Origin of the sequence: Streptococcus mitis (genome assembly GCF_946190275.1) — a bacterium.
Lineage (GTDB): Bacteria > Bacillota > Bacilli > Lactobacillales > Streptococcaceae > Streptococcus > Streptococcus mitis_DC.
The window spans coordinates 39898-57548 of the sequence record NZ_CAMHZQ010000006.1 but is presented as its reverse complement, the minus strand read 5'-3'; the positions used below and the strand labels follow the sequence as shown (position 1 = coordinate 57548).

The following is a 17651-nucleotide window of genomic DNA, read 5'->3' as shown; positions in this document are numbered from 1 at the left end:
TTCTCCTATTCTACAATCATCTTGCCGTGCATCATATTCATGCCACAAGCAAAGCCAAATTCTCCAGCCTGCTCAGGTGTGATTTCCACTACATACTCTTCACCCATAGGCAAGTCTGCATGTACACCAAAATCTGGAAAAACAATCTGATCCAAACAAGGTGAAGGATCCTTGCGATCAAAGACAATGCGGGCTGGCACTGATTTCTTGAGGATAATCAACTCAGGCGTATAGCCCCCCATGACCTCCACTCGAATCTCTTGGTAGCCGTTTTTTTGCTGGGCCTTTTGTCCAGATTTTTCAGGCTTTTTGAAAAACCAAAACAAGATAAACGCGATAAGGGCAATACAAACAATGGTTACAATACTATTTAACATGACGTCTCCTTTACATACAATTACATTTTACTTCTGTCACAGCGCTTGATTTCTTCTCAGAAATCACAGCTTCCAAGTCTTCCAAGTCAGCCTGAGTAAAATCACATTCAGCAATCAAATCAGCTAACAAGTTCTTAATCCTACGAGAACAAACCTTGTCCTTGATATCTTGGACAAGTAAATCCCGACTTTGGTCCAAAGTTAAAAGGGCTGAATAGACAAAGAACTTGCCTTCTTTTTTCCTTGTCAGACACTCTTTCTCACCCAAACGAGCCAAAAGAGTCTGAATGGTTGACTTGGACCAGTCGAATCGCTCAGCCAGAACCCTGATCAAATCCGTACTGGTCTGTTCACCTTGCATCCAAATAATCTTCATGACCTGCCATTCTGCATCTGAAATCTGCATAATCACACCTCCAAAATCTACATTTGTCAATTACAATTGTTAGTATACTCCAAAAATCTACATTTGTCAATTATAAAATCAATCTTTTCTTTGAAAAATTGAATTTTAATCATTTGATAAAGGATTTGCAGTCAATTTTTACTATATAAACTATAAAAATATGCTATACTAAAGAAAAAAGAAAACAACCACTAGGGGTGCGTAAAGCTGAGATTAACAACTGTTAGACCCTTTGACTCAATCTAGGTAATGCTAGCTGATGGAAGTGGAAATGATAATGTGGACTAGCAGTCTTCTATTACCTTTCTAAAACAGACCAGCTTGTTCTTAAGAATACAAACTTCAGTTGGTTGGGAGGTTTTAGATGACTTATTTACCCGTTGCTTTGACCATTGCAGGGACTGACCCTAGCGGTGGTGCTGGCATTATGGCTGACTTGAAGTCATTCCAAGCTAGAGATGTCTATGGAATGGCTGTTGTGACAAGTCTTGTCGCTCAAAATACCCGAGGCGTTCAATTGATCGAGCACGTTTCTCCTCAAATGTTGAAAGCCCAATTGGAGAGCGTCTTTTCGGATATCAAGCCTCAGGCTGTAAAAACTGGGATGTTGGCAACTACCGAAATTATGGAAATCATCCAGCCCTATCTTAAAAAGCTGGATTGTCCCTACGTTCTTGACCCTGTTATGGTCGCTACGAGCGGAGACACCCTGATTGATACCAGTGCCAGAACCTACCTAAAAACAAATCTGCTTCCACTTGCAACCATTATCACACCCAATCTTCCTGAGGCAGAAGAGATTGTTAGTTTTTCAATCCATGATTCCGAAGACATGCAACGTGCCGGTCGCCTGATTTTAAAAGAATTTGGTCCTCAGTCTGTTGTCATCAAAGGTGGTCATCTCGAAGGCGGTGCCAAAGATTTCCTCTTTACCAAGGATGACCAATTTGTCTGGGAAAGTCCACGAATTCAAACCTGTCATACACATGGTACTGGATGTACCTTTGCTGCAGTGATTACTGCTGAACTAGCCAAGGGGAAAACCCTCTATCAAGCAGTCGATAAAGCCAAGGCCTTTATCACGAAAGCCATCCAAGACGCCCCTCAACTCGGTCATGGTTCTGGCCCAGTCAACCATACAAGCTTTAAAGATTAAAAAAACTCTCTAGTTCCCACTTTAAGGGAATTAGAGAGTTTTTATAGTCTTCGAAAATCTCTTCAATCTATGTCAGCTTTATCTGCAACCTCAAAGCTGTGCTTTGAGCAACCTGCAACTAGCTTCCTAGTTTGCTCTTTGATTTTCATTGAGTATTAATTAGAAAATAATGTCATCCAACTTTGTTAAAAAAGCTTGTGTTTTTGCCTCAATATCTTCTGCCTGCATCAAATCACGCACTACAGCTACTCCAGCTATGCCAGTTGCGGCAAGTTGGTCAATATTCTCTGATGTCAAGCCGCCAATAGCAACTACTGGAATGGCAACCCTTTGGCAAATTGTCTTCAAGGTTGAAATCAGAGTGATGGGTGCATTTTCCTTGGTCGTAGTCGGGAAAATGGCTCCTGTCCCCAAGTAATTCGCCCCTCCTTCTTCTGCCTCGAGGGCTCTTTTTACAGTTTTAGCTGTGACACCAAGTATTTTGTCAGGGCCCAAGACTTGTCTGGCAACCGAAACTGGTAGTTCATCGTCTCCAATATGCAGACCAGCAGCATCAACTGCAAGACAAACATCCAAACGATCATCGATTATCAAGGGTACCTGATAGGCATCTGTTATTTCCTTGACTTTTTTTGCCAGTTGATAATATTGATTGGTTGTGAGATTTTTTTCTCGTAATTGGACTATGGTAACCCCTGAACGGCAAGCCGTCTCAATCTTTTCAAGAAAGCTTTCCAAGGAATCTTGGTAGCGGTTGGTTACCAGATACAGTCTAAGCGCCTCTCTATTCATAAATATCTCCTTTGATAGCGGCTAGCCAGTTTTCATCTCTTTTGAGGAGCGAAAGCTGATTGAGAACTTGGTATCGAAAATCTTCCAATCCCATTCCTTGAACAACTATTCTCTCCGCAGAGATATTGAGATAAGAGACCGCTAGACACGAAGCTACAAAGCCAGTCTTTCCTTGGCTGAGAAAAACAGCTGTTAAAGCTCCAACCAAATCTCCTGTTCCTGTTATCCAGTCTAATTCTGCACAGCCATTTCCCAATACAGCGACCTGATTCTTCGAAACGATGAGGTCCTTGGGGCCTGTGACTAAGAATGACATACCTGGATAGGTCTGACACCAGTCTTTCAAGACTTGAAGTAAATCCTCAGTTTCTTGATCTTTAGCACTCGCATCGACCCCAACTCCGTGGTGTTTTAAGCCAACAAGACTTCGAATTTCTGACATATTTCCTTTAAGGACCGTAGGTCTATAGTCTAAAAGGTCTTCAACTAAGCTCTTACGAATGGATGAAGCCGTTACGCCAACCGCATCTACTACCATTGGGAGACAAACTTTGTCTGCATAAGAAGCTGCTATACGGATTGCTTTTTCCTTCTCAGCTGACAAATGCCCCAAATTGATGAAGAGTGCCTGGCTTTGCTTAGTAAAATCAAGAACCTCACGGGGATCATCTGCCATAACTGGTTTACATCCCAGAGCCAAAATCCCATTTGCTAGCATCTCACAAGAAATCTCATTGGTAATGCAGTGAATGAGGGAAGTCGTTTCCAGAGGAAAGGGATTTGTAAATGCCTGCATCAGTCTATCCTTTCATCAAAGAAATATCCCTGCACTTTTTTAAAGAATTCCTGCTTGATTAAAAATCGAAAGGCAATAAAGGAAATCGCTGTACCAATCAAGGTTGCTCCGAAAAATCGAGGAGTATAGATAAACCAGCTAAGCTTTGCAACCGATCCTGTAAAGAGTACCATAACAGGATAGGAAACAATAGAACCAATAATACCTGTTCCCAAAATTTCTCCCAAGGCAGAAAAGTAAAATTTTCGACCATACTTATAAAAGAGACCTGCTAGAAGGGCTCCAAAAGTCGCTCCTGTGAGAGCTAAAGGTGGAATCCCTTGAGTCGTCATACGGATAAAGGCTGTCACTGTAGCCATAGCCAAGGCATAAACAGGTCCCATCATGATTCCTGCTAGAATATTGACTACACTGGACATCGGTGCCATTCCCTCAATCCGAAAGATAGGCGTAAGAACTACATCAAGGGCAATCATCATGGATAAAATGGTTAATTTGTGAACTTGTAATTGGTGCTTTCTCATGTTTCTATTCTTCTCCTGTTTCTAAAGACTGTAAATCGCTCTTCCATGTCTGGTGTTGATAGGCCATTTCCCAAAACTTAGCTTCCATATGAACACTGATGTGGAAGGCATCTAGCATTTTTTTCCTGTCTGTCTCGTCACTTTCTCGATAGAGTTGATTGACCAGCGCTCCCTCCTCTCTGATCTGCTGCTCCAACTCATCCGTAATATAAGTTTCAATCCATTGTTGGTAGAGAGGATTTGGTGATGGTTTAAGATTAAGTGATTTACCTATATCATGGTATAACCAAGGACAAGGCAGCAAGCTTGCAAAAGCAATGGCTAGATTTGCTTCTTCAAATTGACGATAAATGTGAGAGATATAATGATAGCAAGTTGGCGCGATTGGATACTCATCCATTTCCTGATCGCTGATTTCCAACTCCTTGAAAAATTGTTGGCGGATAAACAACTCACCTTCCACTAGACTCTGAGCATGTTGTTTCAAGAGTCTTCTCATTTCCTCATTCAAAGTCTTATCAGCCAAGAGGTGATAGGCTTCTGAGAAGGCCTTCAGATAGTAGGCATCCTGAATCAAGTAATAGCGGAAAATTGCAGGGTCTAAATTTCCCTCTTGCAACTGTAAAATAAAGGGATGATGAAAGGAAGCCTGCCAAGCTTCCTTGGATAATTCCATCGCAATATCTGTAAATTCCATAATAACTCCTTTATAAAAATAGACTGGTTTGAAGCAATAAAAAGAAAAGCAGGTAGATGAATAGTGTCCTTTGAGGAATATAAAAAGTCCGATAGCGATTCTCCACCTGTGCATGTTCGTCATATCCATGCGCCGATAGAGCTCTCAGGTAAAGATGGCGCCATCTAAAGACTGTCATCAGAACCTTGCTGTAAATCAAGGGAGACCAAAAATGCAGTTCTTGACCGCGTAATAGGCAAGCTTCCTTGAGAGACTTGATTTCTTGCTGAATGAGGGGGAAGGAATTGAATACCACAATCAAGGCATAGGACCAAGAGCGTGATAACCCCTTTTGAGCCAAGTACAAGAGAAGCTCTTTTAGGGAAATAGAGGAAACAAAAACAAGACCAATACAAACGGTCACAAAGGCCCTCGTTCCAAGCATGACTGCCTGCGAAGCATCACCATGTAACTGAACTGCCCAGTAGTTGGCAAAGGATGGCAAAATGGCGAGCAGAATCATCCAAGCCAATACTTTAAATCGACGGTAATAGAGCATAAAGAGGATACAAAATGCGACTACCGAAAGATTCAGAGCAATCGAAGGAATGAAAGATGTTTCCAAGGATAAAATCAGCAAGAAGAGACTGATAATCGGTGTCTGGGTTGCTACTTTGACCATACTATCTCACCTCCCCTTGAGTATCATTGTTCAGAGATGGGAGAGGTTTGGTAATGGTTACTTCTTTCACATGACTGAGACCCTGACTAGTCATCTCAATCCAATAATCAACCACAGAGATCAAGGGATCCAAACGATGGCTAATGATCAGAAAATTTCTTCCTTGATTTCTCTCCTCCACAATCCACTGACAAAAATAATGGCAAGCTCTATCATCCAAACCAGCAAAAGGTTCATCTAGCAAGATCACAGAAGCCTTACTAGTCAAGGTGGTCAAGAGCTGAAGAATCTTTTGCTGGCCACCACTTAATTGATAAGGACTCTTATCAAGTGCCTGCTCCAGATCAAAATATTGTAAAGCTTGAAGTATCCGCTGATTTCTTTCAGAATCAGGTCCATCTAATTGCAGCTCTTCTCGCAGACTGGCTCTGATAAACTGCTTCTCAGCTTCCTGAACAACACCCGTCAGGTCACGGTACAAACTCTTTTTCTTTTTTAGAACCGAACCCTTCCAAGTAATGCGCCCCTTATACTTTTGAAATTGAAGAATGGAGTGAAAGAGGGTTGATTTCCCGACACCATTGTCACCCAAGATACAGGAAATTCCTTGATAGAATGTAAAATCCGCAATTGAAAAGAGGGGACGCTTATCCAGCTCACAAGTTGCTCTATCCATGTGGAATAGTTCTGGGCTAGAAGCAACTTCCTTTGAAGTAACCTGGGTCATATCAGAGGTAGGGATTTGAAACACTTCCCTTAGTTGCCCATCTCTTAGCTCCACCATATGGTCGATATAGGCTTCATAGTCCGTTAAATCATGGTCGCACAAAATAACTGTCTTCCCATTAGAAGCTAACTCTTTTAGAATCTCCAATATCTCTATCCTACTCTTGCGGTCAATGGAAGCAAAGGGCTCATCCAAGAGATAGACCCTAGGATTCATAGCAAAGAGAACTGCCAGTGCAGCCTTTTGCTTTTCCCCACCTGATAAGTGATGAATGGGACGGTGCAAGATTGCCTTGCAGCGACATTGCTGGACCACCTCTGCTATTTTAGAATCAATTTCCTGAACGGGATGCCCAATATTTTCCAAGGTAAAAACCAGCTCCTCAAACAAGTTCTCCATGGTAAATTGATGATTGGGATTTTGAAAGAGGATACCAACCGTCTGGACACGTTCGATGATAGAAAGCTGACTGACCTCGCTCCCATTTATCAGGACTTGACCGCTATAGGGAAGAAAACTGACTTGGGCAATCATTTGAAAGAGACTCGATTTTCCTGAACCACTGCTCCCAACTAACAAGGTAAAGGCTTGCGCATGAAAAGTAAAATCAATCGGTTCCGAAAAAATTGGGGACTGAATCTCCCTTAATTCCAGCCCCATCTATGCCTTGCCCCCAGCTGCAAACTGATGATAAAGTTTGACAATGGCACGAACCAAGATGGTACAGAAGAAAAAGACAGAAATAAAGCGCACCACAAACAAGGAAAGTACAAATGGAAGTGAAAAGGCGTAATATCCTAACTTAATGTATTCATAGACAAAGCTAACAAGCGTAATCCCAATACTATTGGCAGTTAGAGAGAGCCAACTTTCATAGCGATTCTTGGTTACGATAAAACCAAGTTCACTTCCCAAACCTTGAACCAAGCCAGACAAAAGGGCACCTAGACCGAATTGGCTACCATAAAGGACTTCAGCAAGCGCAGCTAGCACTTCACCAATCGTTGCGCTTCCCACTCTTGGAACAAAGATGGCCGCAATGGGCGCAGCCATACACCAGAGACCAAAGAGGATTTCATTGGCAAAGGCCTGCAAGCCAAGAGGGGCTAAAATCAGAGTGAGGATATCAAACAGATAGCCAGATCCTACAAAAACGCCACCAAAAAAGATAGACAAGAAAGCAAGTAAGATAACATCTTTTAACTGCCATTTTTTCAACATAAAAAACTCCTTTTTCAAAGACAAGTGGGGCATACAAGGTGAGCTACCGAAAGGCTTAACGTCCAGCCTATCCTCTTTTAATAAACAAAAAAACTCCAATTACAATCAAGAATTAGAGTTTAGCTTACAAGATTAGACAGTTCTTTTCGACATACGAAAAAAACTTTTCACATTTCCCTTCGCCAGTATTAACTGTATCAGGTTCAATGGGTATCATCTCAGCCTAAAGCACCCCAAATGTCTTTATTATTTAATTATATAATTATTTTAACAAACGATTTATTCTAGTTCAAGAAATTGAACTGGAAATACAGCCTTGTACTCAAAAAGACAGTAGATCTTTCTTTTGCAAAAAACAAATGTCTTGTTTGATAGATTAGCCATTTGAGCTAAATCTGAACATAGCTTTTTAGAAAAAAGAAAATCCTACTCCCTCAGAATCCAAGGAAAATTGATAGCTATTGTTCACTCATTTCTCGAACAGTTTTTTCTATATTTTTTGCATACGATATTGCTGAAATGATTGAAACGCCGTCAACATTGGTCTTCATAATGTCTTTAATATGTTGCGTCTGTATCCCACCAATTGCAACTAAGGGCATTTGTGGTAATAGTTTTCTCATCAATTTAAGACCTTCATAACCTATAGCACCACCAGCATCATCTTTTGACTGGGTATCAAATACAGGACCAACACCAACATAATCTACATATTCAACTTTTGATTGTTGAAATTCTTTCTCGTTTTTTATAGAAAGACCAATTATTTTATCTGGCATCAATTTTCTAATTTCATCAACTCCAAGGTCATCTTGTCCTACATGTACGCCATCAGCGTCAATTTCCATCGCCAAATCAATATCATCATTAACAACAAACGGAACATTGTATTTTTTACAAAGAGCCTGTAGTTTTATTGCTAGTTCGACTTTTTCTATACCTTTCAGGGCTCCCTCACCTTTTTCACGGAATTGAAATAAGGTTATACCACCTTTTAAGGCTTCCTCAACGACCGTATATAGATCTTTTCCTTGGCAAGTAGTCGTTCCACAAATAAAATATAGTTTTAGTAATTCTTTATGAAACATTTTACTTCACTCTTTTGAATTCCTTTACATCTTCATCTGTAATCTCGTATAAGGCATTTATAAATTCAACTTTAAATGTTCCAGGAAGATGCCCATTGGGGCGTTTTTCTGCCATTTCTCCAGCGATATTGTAAACCAACATTGCTGTTTCTAATGATTTTAATTCTTGACCTTTTTCAAGTCCGATAAAGCTTGCTACTACAGCACCTAATAAGCATCCTGTCCCAATAACTTTTGGCATCATGGCACTACCATTATGAATCGTTACCACTTCTCCATTAACCGCAATAGCATCCACTTCACCTGTTACTACTATTGGAATATGAAACTTAGCGTTTGCTGCTAGAGCGATTTCGTCAATATTATCTACGCCCGCACTATCTACTCCTTTAGATGCCACATTTATCCCTACTAAAGAGGCAATCTCGCCAGCATTTCCCCTAATCGCTGCTAGTTTATAATTGTTGATTAGATCATCTGCTACTTTTTTTCTATATTCTCCTGCTCCACAGGCTACAGGATCTAAAACTGCTGGGACATTATATTTCTCTGCAATTTTCAGAGCAGCTTGGTATAATTTCCAATTTTCATCTGTCAATGTTCCTATGTTTATTAATAAACCACCAGCATACTTTAACAAATCCTCTAAATCTGCTGGAAATTCACTCATGGCTGGTGATGCACCCAGTGCTACTAATCCATTTGCTGTGAAATTTTTTACAACATCATTGGTAATACAGATTACCAATGGTGCTTTTTCTTTTAATAATTTTAAACTTGTCATATTGAAATCCTTCCTTTTCACTTTATACGATCTACTGATTTCGATTTATCTCTATCTTTCGTTAAGAAATTTTTTTCATTTACATTGAATGATTTACCTCATCAAATTTGTCAACATCCTAAACTTTCTCTAGGCGTCATAACCAATATCAAAAAAGGCTAATTCTAAAGCGACCGCTTGATTCCAGCGTTCCTGAAGTTCTGTCAAATCTTCTCGACCTTTTCCGATACGATTGAGTTCGTCAACCAGAAATTGAACCCACTCTGCAAAGAAAGGACCTCTGTGTAGATTAATCCATTCCGAATGAATATAGGATTCAGGTAGAGGCAGATCTTTAGAACCCCAGTCTAAATAGAGACCTTCTGCAATGACCAGCATGACCAAAAGATGGGCATAGTCTGATGAAGACACAGCAGAATACATAAGCTGCTGAAAGGCTTTTGTTACAGGATGCAAGGTCACTTCCAGATAATCATTCTCAGATACTTTTAACTCTTTGAAAGCCTTTTGAAAATAACCGTCTTCATCTGCTTCAAGAAAGCCTAGTTGCTTGGCAAAACGAAGCTTAGATTCAAGCTGGTCTGCGTGGGCTACGCAAGCACCCAGCATGGATAAGAAGGCATCAAAGAAGTGATAATCTTGAATCAGGTATTCTTTTAAGACCTTATTCTCAATTGTCCCCGCAAAAAGTTCCTTAACAAAACGATGATTGATTGCAGCATGCCAATCCTTCTGACTGCTTTTTAATAATTCTCCAACAGTCAAACCTAGCTGAAATGCATAGTCTTGTGTTTCCATATTTACTTTTCCTCTCTTTACTCGTTCGTAATCAACAAAACATCAAGAAAATCCTAGTTTTACTTGACCTTTTTAAAGAAAATCGAGGGCATTTGCAGAGGGCTACCTAAACAAGCCTATCCTCTTTTAATAAACAAAAAAACTCCAATTACAATCAAGAATTAGAGTTTAGCTTACAAGATTAGATTGTTCATTTCGCCATACGAAAAAAACTGTTCACATTTCCCTTCGCCAGTCTTAACTGTATCAGGTTCAATGGGTATCATCTCAGCCTAAAGCACCCCAAATGTCTTTATTATTTAATTACTGCACCAGTATAGCAAAAAATGAAAGCCCTAGCAAGATATTTGATTAGAAAATATATGTATATTGTTTTTAATGGTGATTTATTCTTCCTATAGACGAAGAAAAACCTCCACATTCAGTGGAGGCAAGCTGTTTTATCAATACAATTTTAAGTCGCGTGGGTCAACTGGGAAGGTTGGGTTGTATGGGTTATGACGAAGTTTAAAGTGTTTAACATCTTCAATAGTCTGAGTTCCAGACAATTGCATAACTGTCTTCAATTCCGCATTCAAATGCTCAAAGACTTGACGCACACCAACACTACCGCCGAGAGCCAAGCCATAGATAACCGGGCGACCAATAGCTACCAAGTCTGCTCCTGAAGCCAAGGCTTTAAAGACGTGTTGACCACGACGAATACCTGAATCAAAGACAATTGGCACGCGTTTATCAACTGCTTCAGCTACTTCTTGAAGTGAGTCAAAGGCAGCTGGTCCACCGTCGATTTGACGGCCACCATGGTTGGTTACCCAGATACCAGATGCTCCCGCAGCAAGCGAACGTTCAACGTCCTCACGGCATTGTGGTCCCTTGACATAAACAGGAAGTCCTGAGTATTCAGCGATGAATTCTACATCACGTGGAGACAAGCGTTGTTTAGCTGATTTGTAAACAAAGTCCATTGATTTACCAGCACCTTCTGGCAGATATTCTTCAACAATCGGCATGCCAACTGGGAAGACAAAACCATTGCGCTTGTCCACCTCACGATTGCCCCCTACAGTCGCATCTGCCGTCAAGACAATCGCTTTATAACCTTCAGCCTTCACACGGTCCATGATGTGGCGGTTAATCCCGTCATCTTTACTAAAGTAAAATTGGAACCAGTGAGGTGTCCCTTGAAGGGCTTCTGTAATTTCTGGGAGATCGACAGTAGAGTAGGAACTGGTTGTATAGAGGGAACCAAACTCATGCACACCACGCGCAGTCGCCACTTCACCCTGTTCATTTGCCAATTTATGAGCCGCAACAGGCGCCATGATGATTGGTGAAGACAATTTTTCACCTGCAAATTCAATCTCTGTACTTGGATTTTCTACATTGCAGAGTGTATGAGGAACGATGAGTTTGTGGTTAAAGGCACGAATATTCTCACGCAAAGTGAAAGTATCTTCCGCCCCGCTAGCGATATAGCCAAAGGCTGCTTTAGGAATAACTTGTTGCGCCATTGGCTCCAAATCATAGGTATTGATGAAATCTACATGACCTTCTGCATTGCTTGTTTTGTATGACATAAAATGCCCTCCTTAATAAGTAAGCGTTTACTTTGTATATTACAAAAATATCTTAACTCTTTTTTCAAAATTTTTCAAATATTTTGTTTGGAAATTTCAGAAATTTTATGTCTATGATAAAAAATCCTTATAAGGGCAATAAAAAATAGATATTATCCAAAGGAGATTTTAAGTGCTACAATAACTGTATTATTTCTAGATGGGAGGTTCTATTTTTGGATTGGTCCATTGTTGAACAATATCTACCACTATATCAAAAGGCATTCTTTCTAACCTTGCATATTGCAGTTTGGGGAATTTTGGGATCCTTTCTGCTTGGTTTACTCGTTAGTATCATCCGACATTATCGAATCCCTGTTTTGGCGCAAGTAGCGACAGCCTACATTGAATTGTCACGTAATACGCCACTTTTGATTCAACTCTTCTTTCTCTACTTCGGACTTCCTAGAGTAGGGATTGTCCTATCTTCAGAAGTCTGTGCCACTTTAGGACTGGTCTTTTTAGGAGGCTCCTATATGGCAGAATCTTTCCGAAGTGGCCTGGAAGCCGTCAGTCAAACCCAGCACGAGATTGGATTAGCCATCGGTCTGACACCTGTACAGGTATTTCGCTATGTGGTTCTTCCGCAAGCAACAGCGGTGGCCCTACCGTCTTTTAGTGCCAATGTCATTTTCCTCATCAAGGAAACCTCTGTTTTCTCAGCAGTGGCTTTGGCAGACCTCATGTACGTCGCCAAGGACTTGATTGGGCTCTACTATGAGACAGACATTGCGCTAGCTATGTTGGTAATTGCTTACCTGATTATGCTGCTGCCCATCTCACTGGTCTTTAGCTGGATAGAAAGGAGGCTCCGCCATGCAGGATTCGGGAATCCAAGTACTCTTTCAGGGAAATAATCTCCTGCGTATCTTACAGGGTTTGGGCGTTACGATTGGGATTTCTATCCTGTCTGTCCTCTTATCCATGATGTTCGGAACAGTCATGGGAATCATCATGACCTCCCATTCTAGAATCGTGCGATTTTTGACACGATTGTATCTAGAATTTATCCGTATCATGCCCCAGCTGGTGTTGCTCTTCATCGTTTATTTCGGCTTGGCTCGAAACTTTAATATCAATATCTCAGGTGAGACTTCTGCTATTATCGTTTTTACCCTCTGGGGAACAGCTGAAATGGGGGACTTGGTCCGTGGAGCCATCACTTCTCTCCCTAAACATCAGTTTGAAAGTGGACAGGCGCTCGGCTTGACCAATGTTCAACTTTACTACCACATCATCATCCCACAGGTCTTGAGAAGACTGCTACCACAAGCCATCAATCTTGTCACTCGGATGATTAAAACCACTTCCTTGGTTGTTTTGATTGGGGTTGTGGAAGTGACCAAGGTTGGACAGCAAATCATCGATAGCAATCGCTTGACTATCCCAACTGCTTCCTTTTGGATTTATGGAACCATTCTGGTCTTGTATTTTGCAGTCTGCTTTCCTATTTCCAAACTATCCACACACTTAGAAAAACATTGGAGGAACTAAATGTCTGAAACAATTTTAGAAATCAAGGAACTAAAAAAATCCTTCGGAGACAATCCTATCCTCCAAGGTCTTTCTCTAGATATCAAAAAAGGGGAAGTTGTGGTCATCCTAGGGCCATCTGGTTGTGGAAAAAGTACCCTCCTTCGTTGCCTCAATGGCTTAGAAAGCATTCAAGGTGGAGATATTCTTCTAGATGGCCAGTCCATTATTGGCAATCAAAAAGACTTTCACCTAGTTCGCCAAAAGATTGGCATGGTCTTTCAAAGCTATGAACTCTTTCCACATCTAGATGTCCTACAAAACCTCATCCTAGGTCCTATCAAGGCTCAGGGAAGGGATAAGAAAGAAGTAACAGAGGAAGCTTTGCAATTACTAGAGCGTGTCGGATTGCTTGATAAACAACATAGCTTTGCCCGTCAATTGTCTGGTGGACAGAAGCAACGGGTTGCGATTGTCCGTGCCCTGCTCATGCATCCAGAAATTATCCTCTTTGACGAAGTGACGGCTTCGCTGGATCCAGAAATGGTGCGTGAGGTTCTGGAACTCATCAATGACTTGGCTCAAGAAGGTCGCACTATGATTTTAGTAACTCACGAAATGCAGTTTGCCCAAGCTATTGCAGATCGAATTATCTTCCTCGACCAAGGGAAAATCGCTGAAGAAGGAACGGCTCAAGCCTTCTTTACAAATCCACAGACCAAACGAGCTCAGGAATTTTTAAACGTCTTTGACTTTAGCCAATTTGGCTCATATCTATAAAGGAGATTTTTATGAAACTACTCAAACCACTCTTAACTGTTTTGGCACTTGCCTTTGCCCTTATCTTTGTCACAGCTTGTAGCTCTGGTGGAAATGCTGGCTCATCGTCTGGTAAAATCACTGCCAAGGCTCGCACAATTGATGAAATTAAAAAAAGCGGTGAGCTACGAATCGCCGTATTTGGAGACAAGAAACCGTTTGGTTACGTTGACAATAATGGTTCTTACCAAGGCTACGATATCGAACTTGGTAATCAACTAGCACAAGACCTTGGTGTGAAGGTTAAATACGTTTCCGTCGACGCTGCCAATCGTGCTGAATACTTGATTTCAAACAAGGTAGATATTACTCTTGCCAACTTTACAGTGACAGATGAACGTAAGAAACAAGTTGATTTTGCCCTTCCTTACATGAAAGTTTCTCTCGGTGTCGTATCACCTAAGACTGGTCTCATTACAGATGTCAAACAACTTGAAGGCAAAACCTTGATTGTTACAAAAGGAACGACTGCTGAGACTTATTTTGAAAAAAATCATCCAGAAATCAAACTCCAAAAATATGACCAATACAGTGACTCTTACCAAGCCCTTCTTGACGGACGTGGAGATGCCTTCTCTACTGACAATACGGAAGTCCTAGCTTGGGCGCTTGAAAATAAAGGATTTGAAGTCGGTATTACTTCCCTCGGTGATCCAGATACCATCGCAGCAGCAGTTCAAAAAGGCAACCAAGAATTGCTAGACTTCATCAATAAAGATATTGAAAAATTAGGTAAGGAAAACTTCTTCCACAAGGCCTATGAAAAAACACTTCACCCAACCTACGGTGACGCTGCTAAGGCAGATGACCTTGTTGTTGAAGGTGGAAAAGTTGATTAACACTCAATGAAATCACAAAAAGAAATCAGGTAATCCTAGTGACTACCTGATTTTCTATGTTTTAGGCATTTTGCCAATTCTCTTGGTCTTCTTTAAAGCGTTTTAGGAGATCCAATCCTTCTGGTGTGATATAACCTTCTTCTTGGGCTAGGTGGATGAGCTCACTATAGTTTGAAAGTGTCACCAATTTCACGCCAGCATCCGCAAAGTTCTTATCTGCTTTTGGCAATTGGTAACTGAAAATTGCTACAACTCCAAGCACATCTGCTCCTTCTCGCTTAGCTGCTGCTACGGCTTCAAGAACAGAACCACCAGTTGAAATAAGGTCTTCAACCACTACCATTTTTTGCCCTTGAGCCACGCGGCCTTCGATTTGGTTACCAGCTCCGTGGTCTTTTGGTTTACTACGGATGTAGGCAAATGGCAAGTCCATCTTATCAGCAATAATAGCTCCGTGTGGAATCCCAGCTGTCGCAGTTCCTGCAATCACTTCTACTTCTGGAAATTCTGTTTTAATAGCATCCACAAAACCATTTTCAATGAGAGTACGAGTTTCTGGATAGGCAAGCGTCACACGGTTGTCAGTATAAATCGGCGATTTAATACCAGATGCCCAAGTGAAAGGCTCCTCTGGTTTGAGGTAAACGGCTTGAATTTTCAAGAGGTGGCTAGCGATATCTTTAGCAAGTGTCATGGTCTTCTCCTTTTATTTTTATAATCTATTTCTTTAATTCTAGTCTTGGTTCCATTCATCCTTGATGGCATGATAAGCTGCAACAGGATCTTCAGCTTGGGTAATGGGACGTCCCACTACGATATAGTCACTACCGATTTGATAGGCATCTGCTGGCGTCATCACACGTTTTTGGTCTCCAACAGCAACTCCCTGAGGACGAATTCCTGGTGTTAGACAGATAAAATCTGGATTGGTGGCCTGCTTGATAAGTTGAACTTCCTGAGCCGAGCAAACGACACCATCTAATCCCGCTTCAGCTGTCTTCTTAGCATAATGAATCACAGACTCTTGCAGGCTGGTTTGGATATTTTGAAAATCCTGCATCTGGGATTCCGACGTTGATGTCAGCTGAGTGACTGCGATCAATTTGGCTTGGCTTCCAAGACCTTCACGCGCAGCCTTCATCATCTCTACACCACCAGCCGCATGAACATTGGTCATATCGACACCAAGCTGAGACAAGACCTTCATGGCTGACTTGACTGTATTGGGAATGTCATGAAGCTTGAGATCCAAAAAGACACTATGGCCCAAGCCTTTCAAGTAAGACACAATATCAGGCCCCGTTGCGTAATAAAGCTCCATCCCTACCTTAAGATAAAGGCTTTCTTCTGCTGGAAAAAGGGCTAAGAATTCCTTGACCGCCTCAAAACTAGGAAAATCAAGAGCAATGACTGGACGATGTTCTCGCATAGGTTTCTCCTTTTACCTTTGCTAGTGAGAGAGTCTGGGCAACAGAAACCACGAAAAAAGGAACCTGCCAACAGCAAGGTTCCACGAAAAATGGGTAGTCTCCACCCTTTCACCGTCTAACCTTAGCTGCCTCTCTGGACTGCTTTAAAGGTTTTTTACTATTCTATTATTTCTACTAGCACTTGTCAAGTAAAAACATGCTAACTAAAGAGCTATAGAAGAAAAGTTAAACCTAGCGACGCGATGAACGTTGATTTGTTTGGTTTCGATTGCTCTCTTCCTCTTGTTTTTTCTGTTCTTCTTCTAAACGTTTACGTTCTTCTTCCTGCTTTTTCTCAGCTTCTTCGGCCTCTTTTTTGGCTTTTTCCTCAGCTTCCATAATTAATTTATCCGCTACAGTGTAGCTGTAGATTCCAGCTTCCATATCGACCACACTTGGTTCTGACAATTGTGGCTTAATCTTACTGTAGTATGGAAGTTTCTTGCTCATTTCAGATAGAGGAACCAAGACTTCGTCCGAATCATTCATAGTCAATCGAATTAAATCTGATGTCACCTTGCTTGGGGCTAGTTCCACCTTTTGGATAGCCGCCTTGAGTTCTGGGCTAATTTGAGAAAGTTCTGACGTAAAGGTCTTGATTTGTTCGCTGTCATTAAAGAGAACTGATAAATAAGTTTCTGGTAGACTGACCAAACTCACAGAACTAGTCTCAAGCTGACCGCTGGAAAGAATAGGATAATGATTTTCACCAGAAACATAGTAGGCAACAATATCGTATTCCTTGACCTTGATAGTGAACTTGGTTGGAAATTGATAAACAAGCTGAGCTGATTCAACCCAATAGTTAGACTTGATCCGCTCTTCATATTTTGCCTTGTCTAGCAGAAGGTTAATCGTATAATCCGTATCCTGAATGCCTGAAGCCTGTCGGATATCATCAGCCGTAGTTTGTACCGTTCCCTCAATACTTATATCCTTCATGGTCGCATAAGGACTGAGTAAGTAAGCAGAGATAATCAATAAAAGCAGACTTGGAAATAAAATCGTTAGAGCTCGCAAGATATGGATGCCAGGAATCTTTGCTTTGGCTGTTTTTTCTTTTGTAGCCTTTTTATCCTGATACTCGTCCTCTTTAGACCCCGATTCTTCTATCGCTTCTTCCCCTTTGTCACCCTCTGGGGCTTCTACTTTTTCCTCAGACTCTTCCTTAGCTGATTCTTCATCTTCTGGGTCTGTTTCACTCTCCTGATCCTGCTTGTCCTCTAATTTCTCAGATTCTTCTCCCATTCGAGCTTGTCTTTCCTTTTCCTTCTCCTCAGCTAGGGCCGCCTCTTCTTCAGCCTTCTTTTTTAGATATTCTTGGTTTCGTTTCTGCCATTCTGATAACTCTTTCAATTCTTCGAGGATTTCTTTGCCCTCATTTTTCTTATCTTTTGACATTTAC

Annotated in this window: 21 protein-coding genes and 3 riboswitches; of the genes, 5 read left to right on the top strand and 16 right to left on the bottom strand. The window is 41.2% G+C overall.

The window, feature by feature from the left end; genetic code table 11:
- Positions 1-5: 5 nt before the first annotated feature.
- Together N8M20_RS04915 and N8M20_RS04910 are read right to left on the bottom strand one after the other, a co-directional pair.
- Positions 6-377, bottom strand: a complete 372-nt coding sequence (locus N8M20_RS04915; RefSeq protein ID WP_176139053.1) for a cupredoxin domain-containing protein — start codon at positions 375-377, stop codon at positions 6-8.
- A gap of 10 nt (positions 378-387) precedes the next feature.
- Positions 388-783 (bottom strand): CopY/TcrY family copper transport repressor, encoded by a 396-nt coding sequence (locus N8M20_RS04910; RefSeq protein WP_261079290.1) that lies wholly within the window; start codon positions 781-783, stop codon positions 388-390.
- A gap of 183 nt (positions 784-966) precedes the next feature.
- A riboswitch (TPP riboswitch) is annotated at positions 967-1064 on the top strand.
- A gap of 83 nt (positions 1065-1147) precedes the next feature.
- Between N8M20_RS04910 and thiD the strand changes: the two genes are divergently transcribed.
- A complete protein-coding gene (gene thiD / locus N8M20_RS04905; RefSeq protein WP_261045928.1) occupies positions 1148-1939 on the top strand; it encodes a bifunctional hydroxymethylpyrimidine kinase/phosphomethylpyrimidine kinase in 792 nt (263 codons plus the stop codon).
- A 159-nt stretch (positions 1940-2098) separates the two neighbouring features.
- Here the strand turns inward: thiD and thiE (N8M20_RS04900) are convergent, their stop codons facing one another.
- The 11 genes from thiE (N8M20_RS04900) to lctO form a co-directional block, all read right to left on the bottom strand.
- Positions 2099-2731 carry a thiamine phosphate synthase gene (thiE, locus tag N8M20_RS04900; RefSeq protein WP_261079289.1) on the bottom strand — a complete coding sequence of 211 codons (633 nt, stop codon included), beginning with the start codon at positions 2729-2731 and terminating at the stop codon, positions 2099-2101.
- The gene (thiM, locus tag N8M20_RS04895) at positions 2724-3527 is read right to left on the bottom strand and encodes a hydroxyethylthiazole kinase (protein ID WP_261045935.1); all 804 of its coding nucleotides are present in this window, start codon (positions 3525-3527) and stop codon (positions 2724-2726) included. Before thiM (N8M20_RS04895) ends, thiE (N8M20_RS04900) begins: the two co-directional genes overlap by 8 nt.
- Positions 3527-4051: an energy coupling factor transporter S component ThiW gene (thiW, locus tag N8M20_RS04890; RefSeq protein WP_261079288.1), complete on the bottom strand. Its 525-nt coding sequence runs from the start codon at positions 4049-4051 to the stop codon at positions 3527-3529. The genes thiM (N8M20_RS04895) and thiW overlap by 1 nt, the downstream gene beginning before the upstream one ends.
- A 4-nt stretch (positions 4052-4055) precedes the next feature.
- Positions 4056-4748, bottom strand: coding sequence for a thiaminase II (gene tenA, locus N8M20_RS04885; protein WP_261079287.1), 693 nt, complete (start codon positions 4746-4748; stop codon positions 4056-4058).
- Positions 4749-4758: 10 nt separating this feature from the next.
- The gene (locus tag N8M20_RS04880; protein ID WP_261079286.1) at positions 4759-5409 is read right to left on the bottom strand and encodes an energy-coupling factor transporter transmembrane component T; all 651 of its coding nucleotides are present in this window, start codon (positions 5407-5409) and stop codon (positions 4759-4761) included.
- 1 nt (position 5410) lies between these two features.
- Positions 5411-6796: an ATP-binding cassette domain-containing protein gene (locus N8M20_RS04875; RefSeq protein WP_261079285.1), complete on the bottom strand. Its 1386-nt coding sequence runs from the start codon at positions 6794-6796 to the stop codon at positions 5411-5413.
- Complete coding sequence (locus N8M20_RS04870) at positions 6797-7357, bottom strand: ECF transporter S component (protein ID WP_000915274.1); 561 nt, start codon at positions 7355-7357, stop codon at positions 6797-6799.
- A gap of 157 nt (positions 7358-7514) precedes the next feature.
- Positions 7515-7603: riboswitch (TPP riboswitch) on the bottom strand.
- A 212-nt stretch (positions 7604-7815) separates the two neighbouring features.
- Positions 7816-8445, bottom strand: a complete 630-nt coding sequence (thiE, locus tag N8M20_RS04865) for a thiamine phosphate synthase (RefSeq protein ID WP_261079284.1) — start codon at positions 8443-8445, stop codon at positions 7816-7818.
- 1 nt (position 8446) lies between these two features.
- Complete coding sequence (thiM, locus tag N8M20_RS04860) at positions 8447-9229, bottom strand: hydroxyethylthiazole kinase (protein ID WP_261079283.1); 783 nt, start codon at positions 9227-9229, stop codon at positions 8447-8449.
- 129 nt (positions 9230-9358) lie between these two features.
- Positions 9359-10027: a TenA family protein gene (locus N8M20_RS04855; RefSeq protein WP_261079281.1), complete on the bottom strand. Its 669-nt coding sequence runs from the start codon at positions 10025-10027 to the stop codon at positions 9359-9361.
- A 206-nt stretch (positions 10028-10233) separates the two neighbouring features.
- A riboswitch (TPP riboswitch) is annotated at positions 10234-10322 on the bottom strand.
- Between the two features lie 148 nt (positions 10323-10470).
- The gene (lctO, locus tag N8M20_RS04850; protein WP_000120723.1) at positions 10471-11607 is read right to left on the bottom strand and encodes an L-lactate oxidase; all 1137 of its coding nucleotides are present in this window, start codon (positions 11605-11607) and stop codon (positions 10471-10473) included.
- Positions 11608-11822: 215 nt separating this feature from the next.
- On the opposite strand from lctO, the gene N8M20_RS04845 reads away from it, so the two are divergent.
- Genes N8M20_RS04845 through N8M20_RS04830 form a run of 4 tightly spaced genes read left to right on the top strand, consistent with a single transcriptional unit; the run spans position 11823 to position 14777 of the window.
- Complete coding sequence (locus tag N8M20_RS04845) at positions 11823-12503, top strand: amino acid ABC transporter permease (RefSeq protein ID WP_261079279.1); 681 nt, start codon at positions 11823-11825, stop codon at positions 12501-12503.
- On the top strand, positions 12463-13140 hold the full coding sequence (locus tag N8M20_RS04840; protein WP_060806256.1) for an amino acid ABC transporter permease: 678 nt from the start codon (positions 12463-12465) through the stop codon (positions 13138-13140). The genes N8M20_RS04845 and N8M20_RS04840 overlap by 41 nt, the downstream gene beginning before the upstream one ends.
- The gene (locus tag N8M20_RS04835; RefSeq protein ID WP_125448134.1) at positions 13141-13899 is read left to right on the top strand and encodes an amino acid ABC transporter ATP-binding protein; all 759 of its coding nucleotides are present in this window, start codon (positions 13141-13143) and stop codon (positions 13897-13899) included. It begins immediately after the preceding gene.
- Between the two features lie 11 nt (positions 13900-13910).
- Positions 13911-14777, top strand: a complete 867-nt coding sequence (locus tag N8M20_RS04830) for a cysteine ABC transporter substrate-binding protein (RefSeq protein WP_261079278.1) — start codon at positions 13911-13913, stop codon at positions 14775-14777.
- A gap of 61 nt (positions 14778-14838) precedes the next feature.
- Here the strand turns inward: N8M20_RS04830 and pyrE are convergent, their stop codons facing one another.
- The 3 genes from pyrE to N8M20_RS04815 form a co-directional block, all read right to left on the bottom strand.
- A complete protein-coding gene (gene pyrE, locus N8M20_RS04825; protein ID WP_261079277.1) occupies positions 14839-15471 on the bottom strand; it encodes an orotate phosphoribosyltransferase in 633 nt (210 codons plus the stop codon).
- Positions 15472-15510: 39 nt separating this feature from the next.
- A complete protein-coding gene (gene pyrF, locus N8M20_RS04820; protein ID WP_261079276.1) occupies positions 15511-16206 on the bottom strand; it encodes an orotidine-5'-phosphate decarboxylase in 696 nt (231 codons plus the stop codon).
- 232 nt (positions 16207-16438) lie between these two features.
- A complete protein-coding gene (locus tag N8M20_RS04815) occupies positions 16439-17647 on the bottom strand; it encodes a cell division protein FtsQ/DivIB (RefSeq protein WP_261079275.1) in 1209 nt (402 codons plus the stop codon).
- Positions 17648-17651 lie beyond the last annotated feature (4 nt).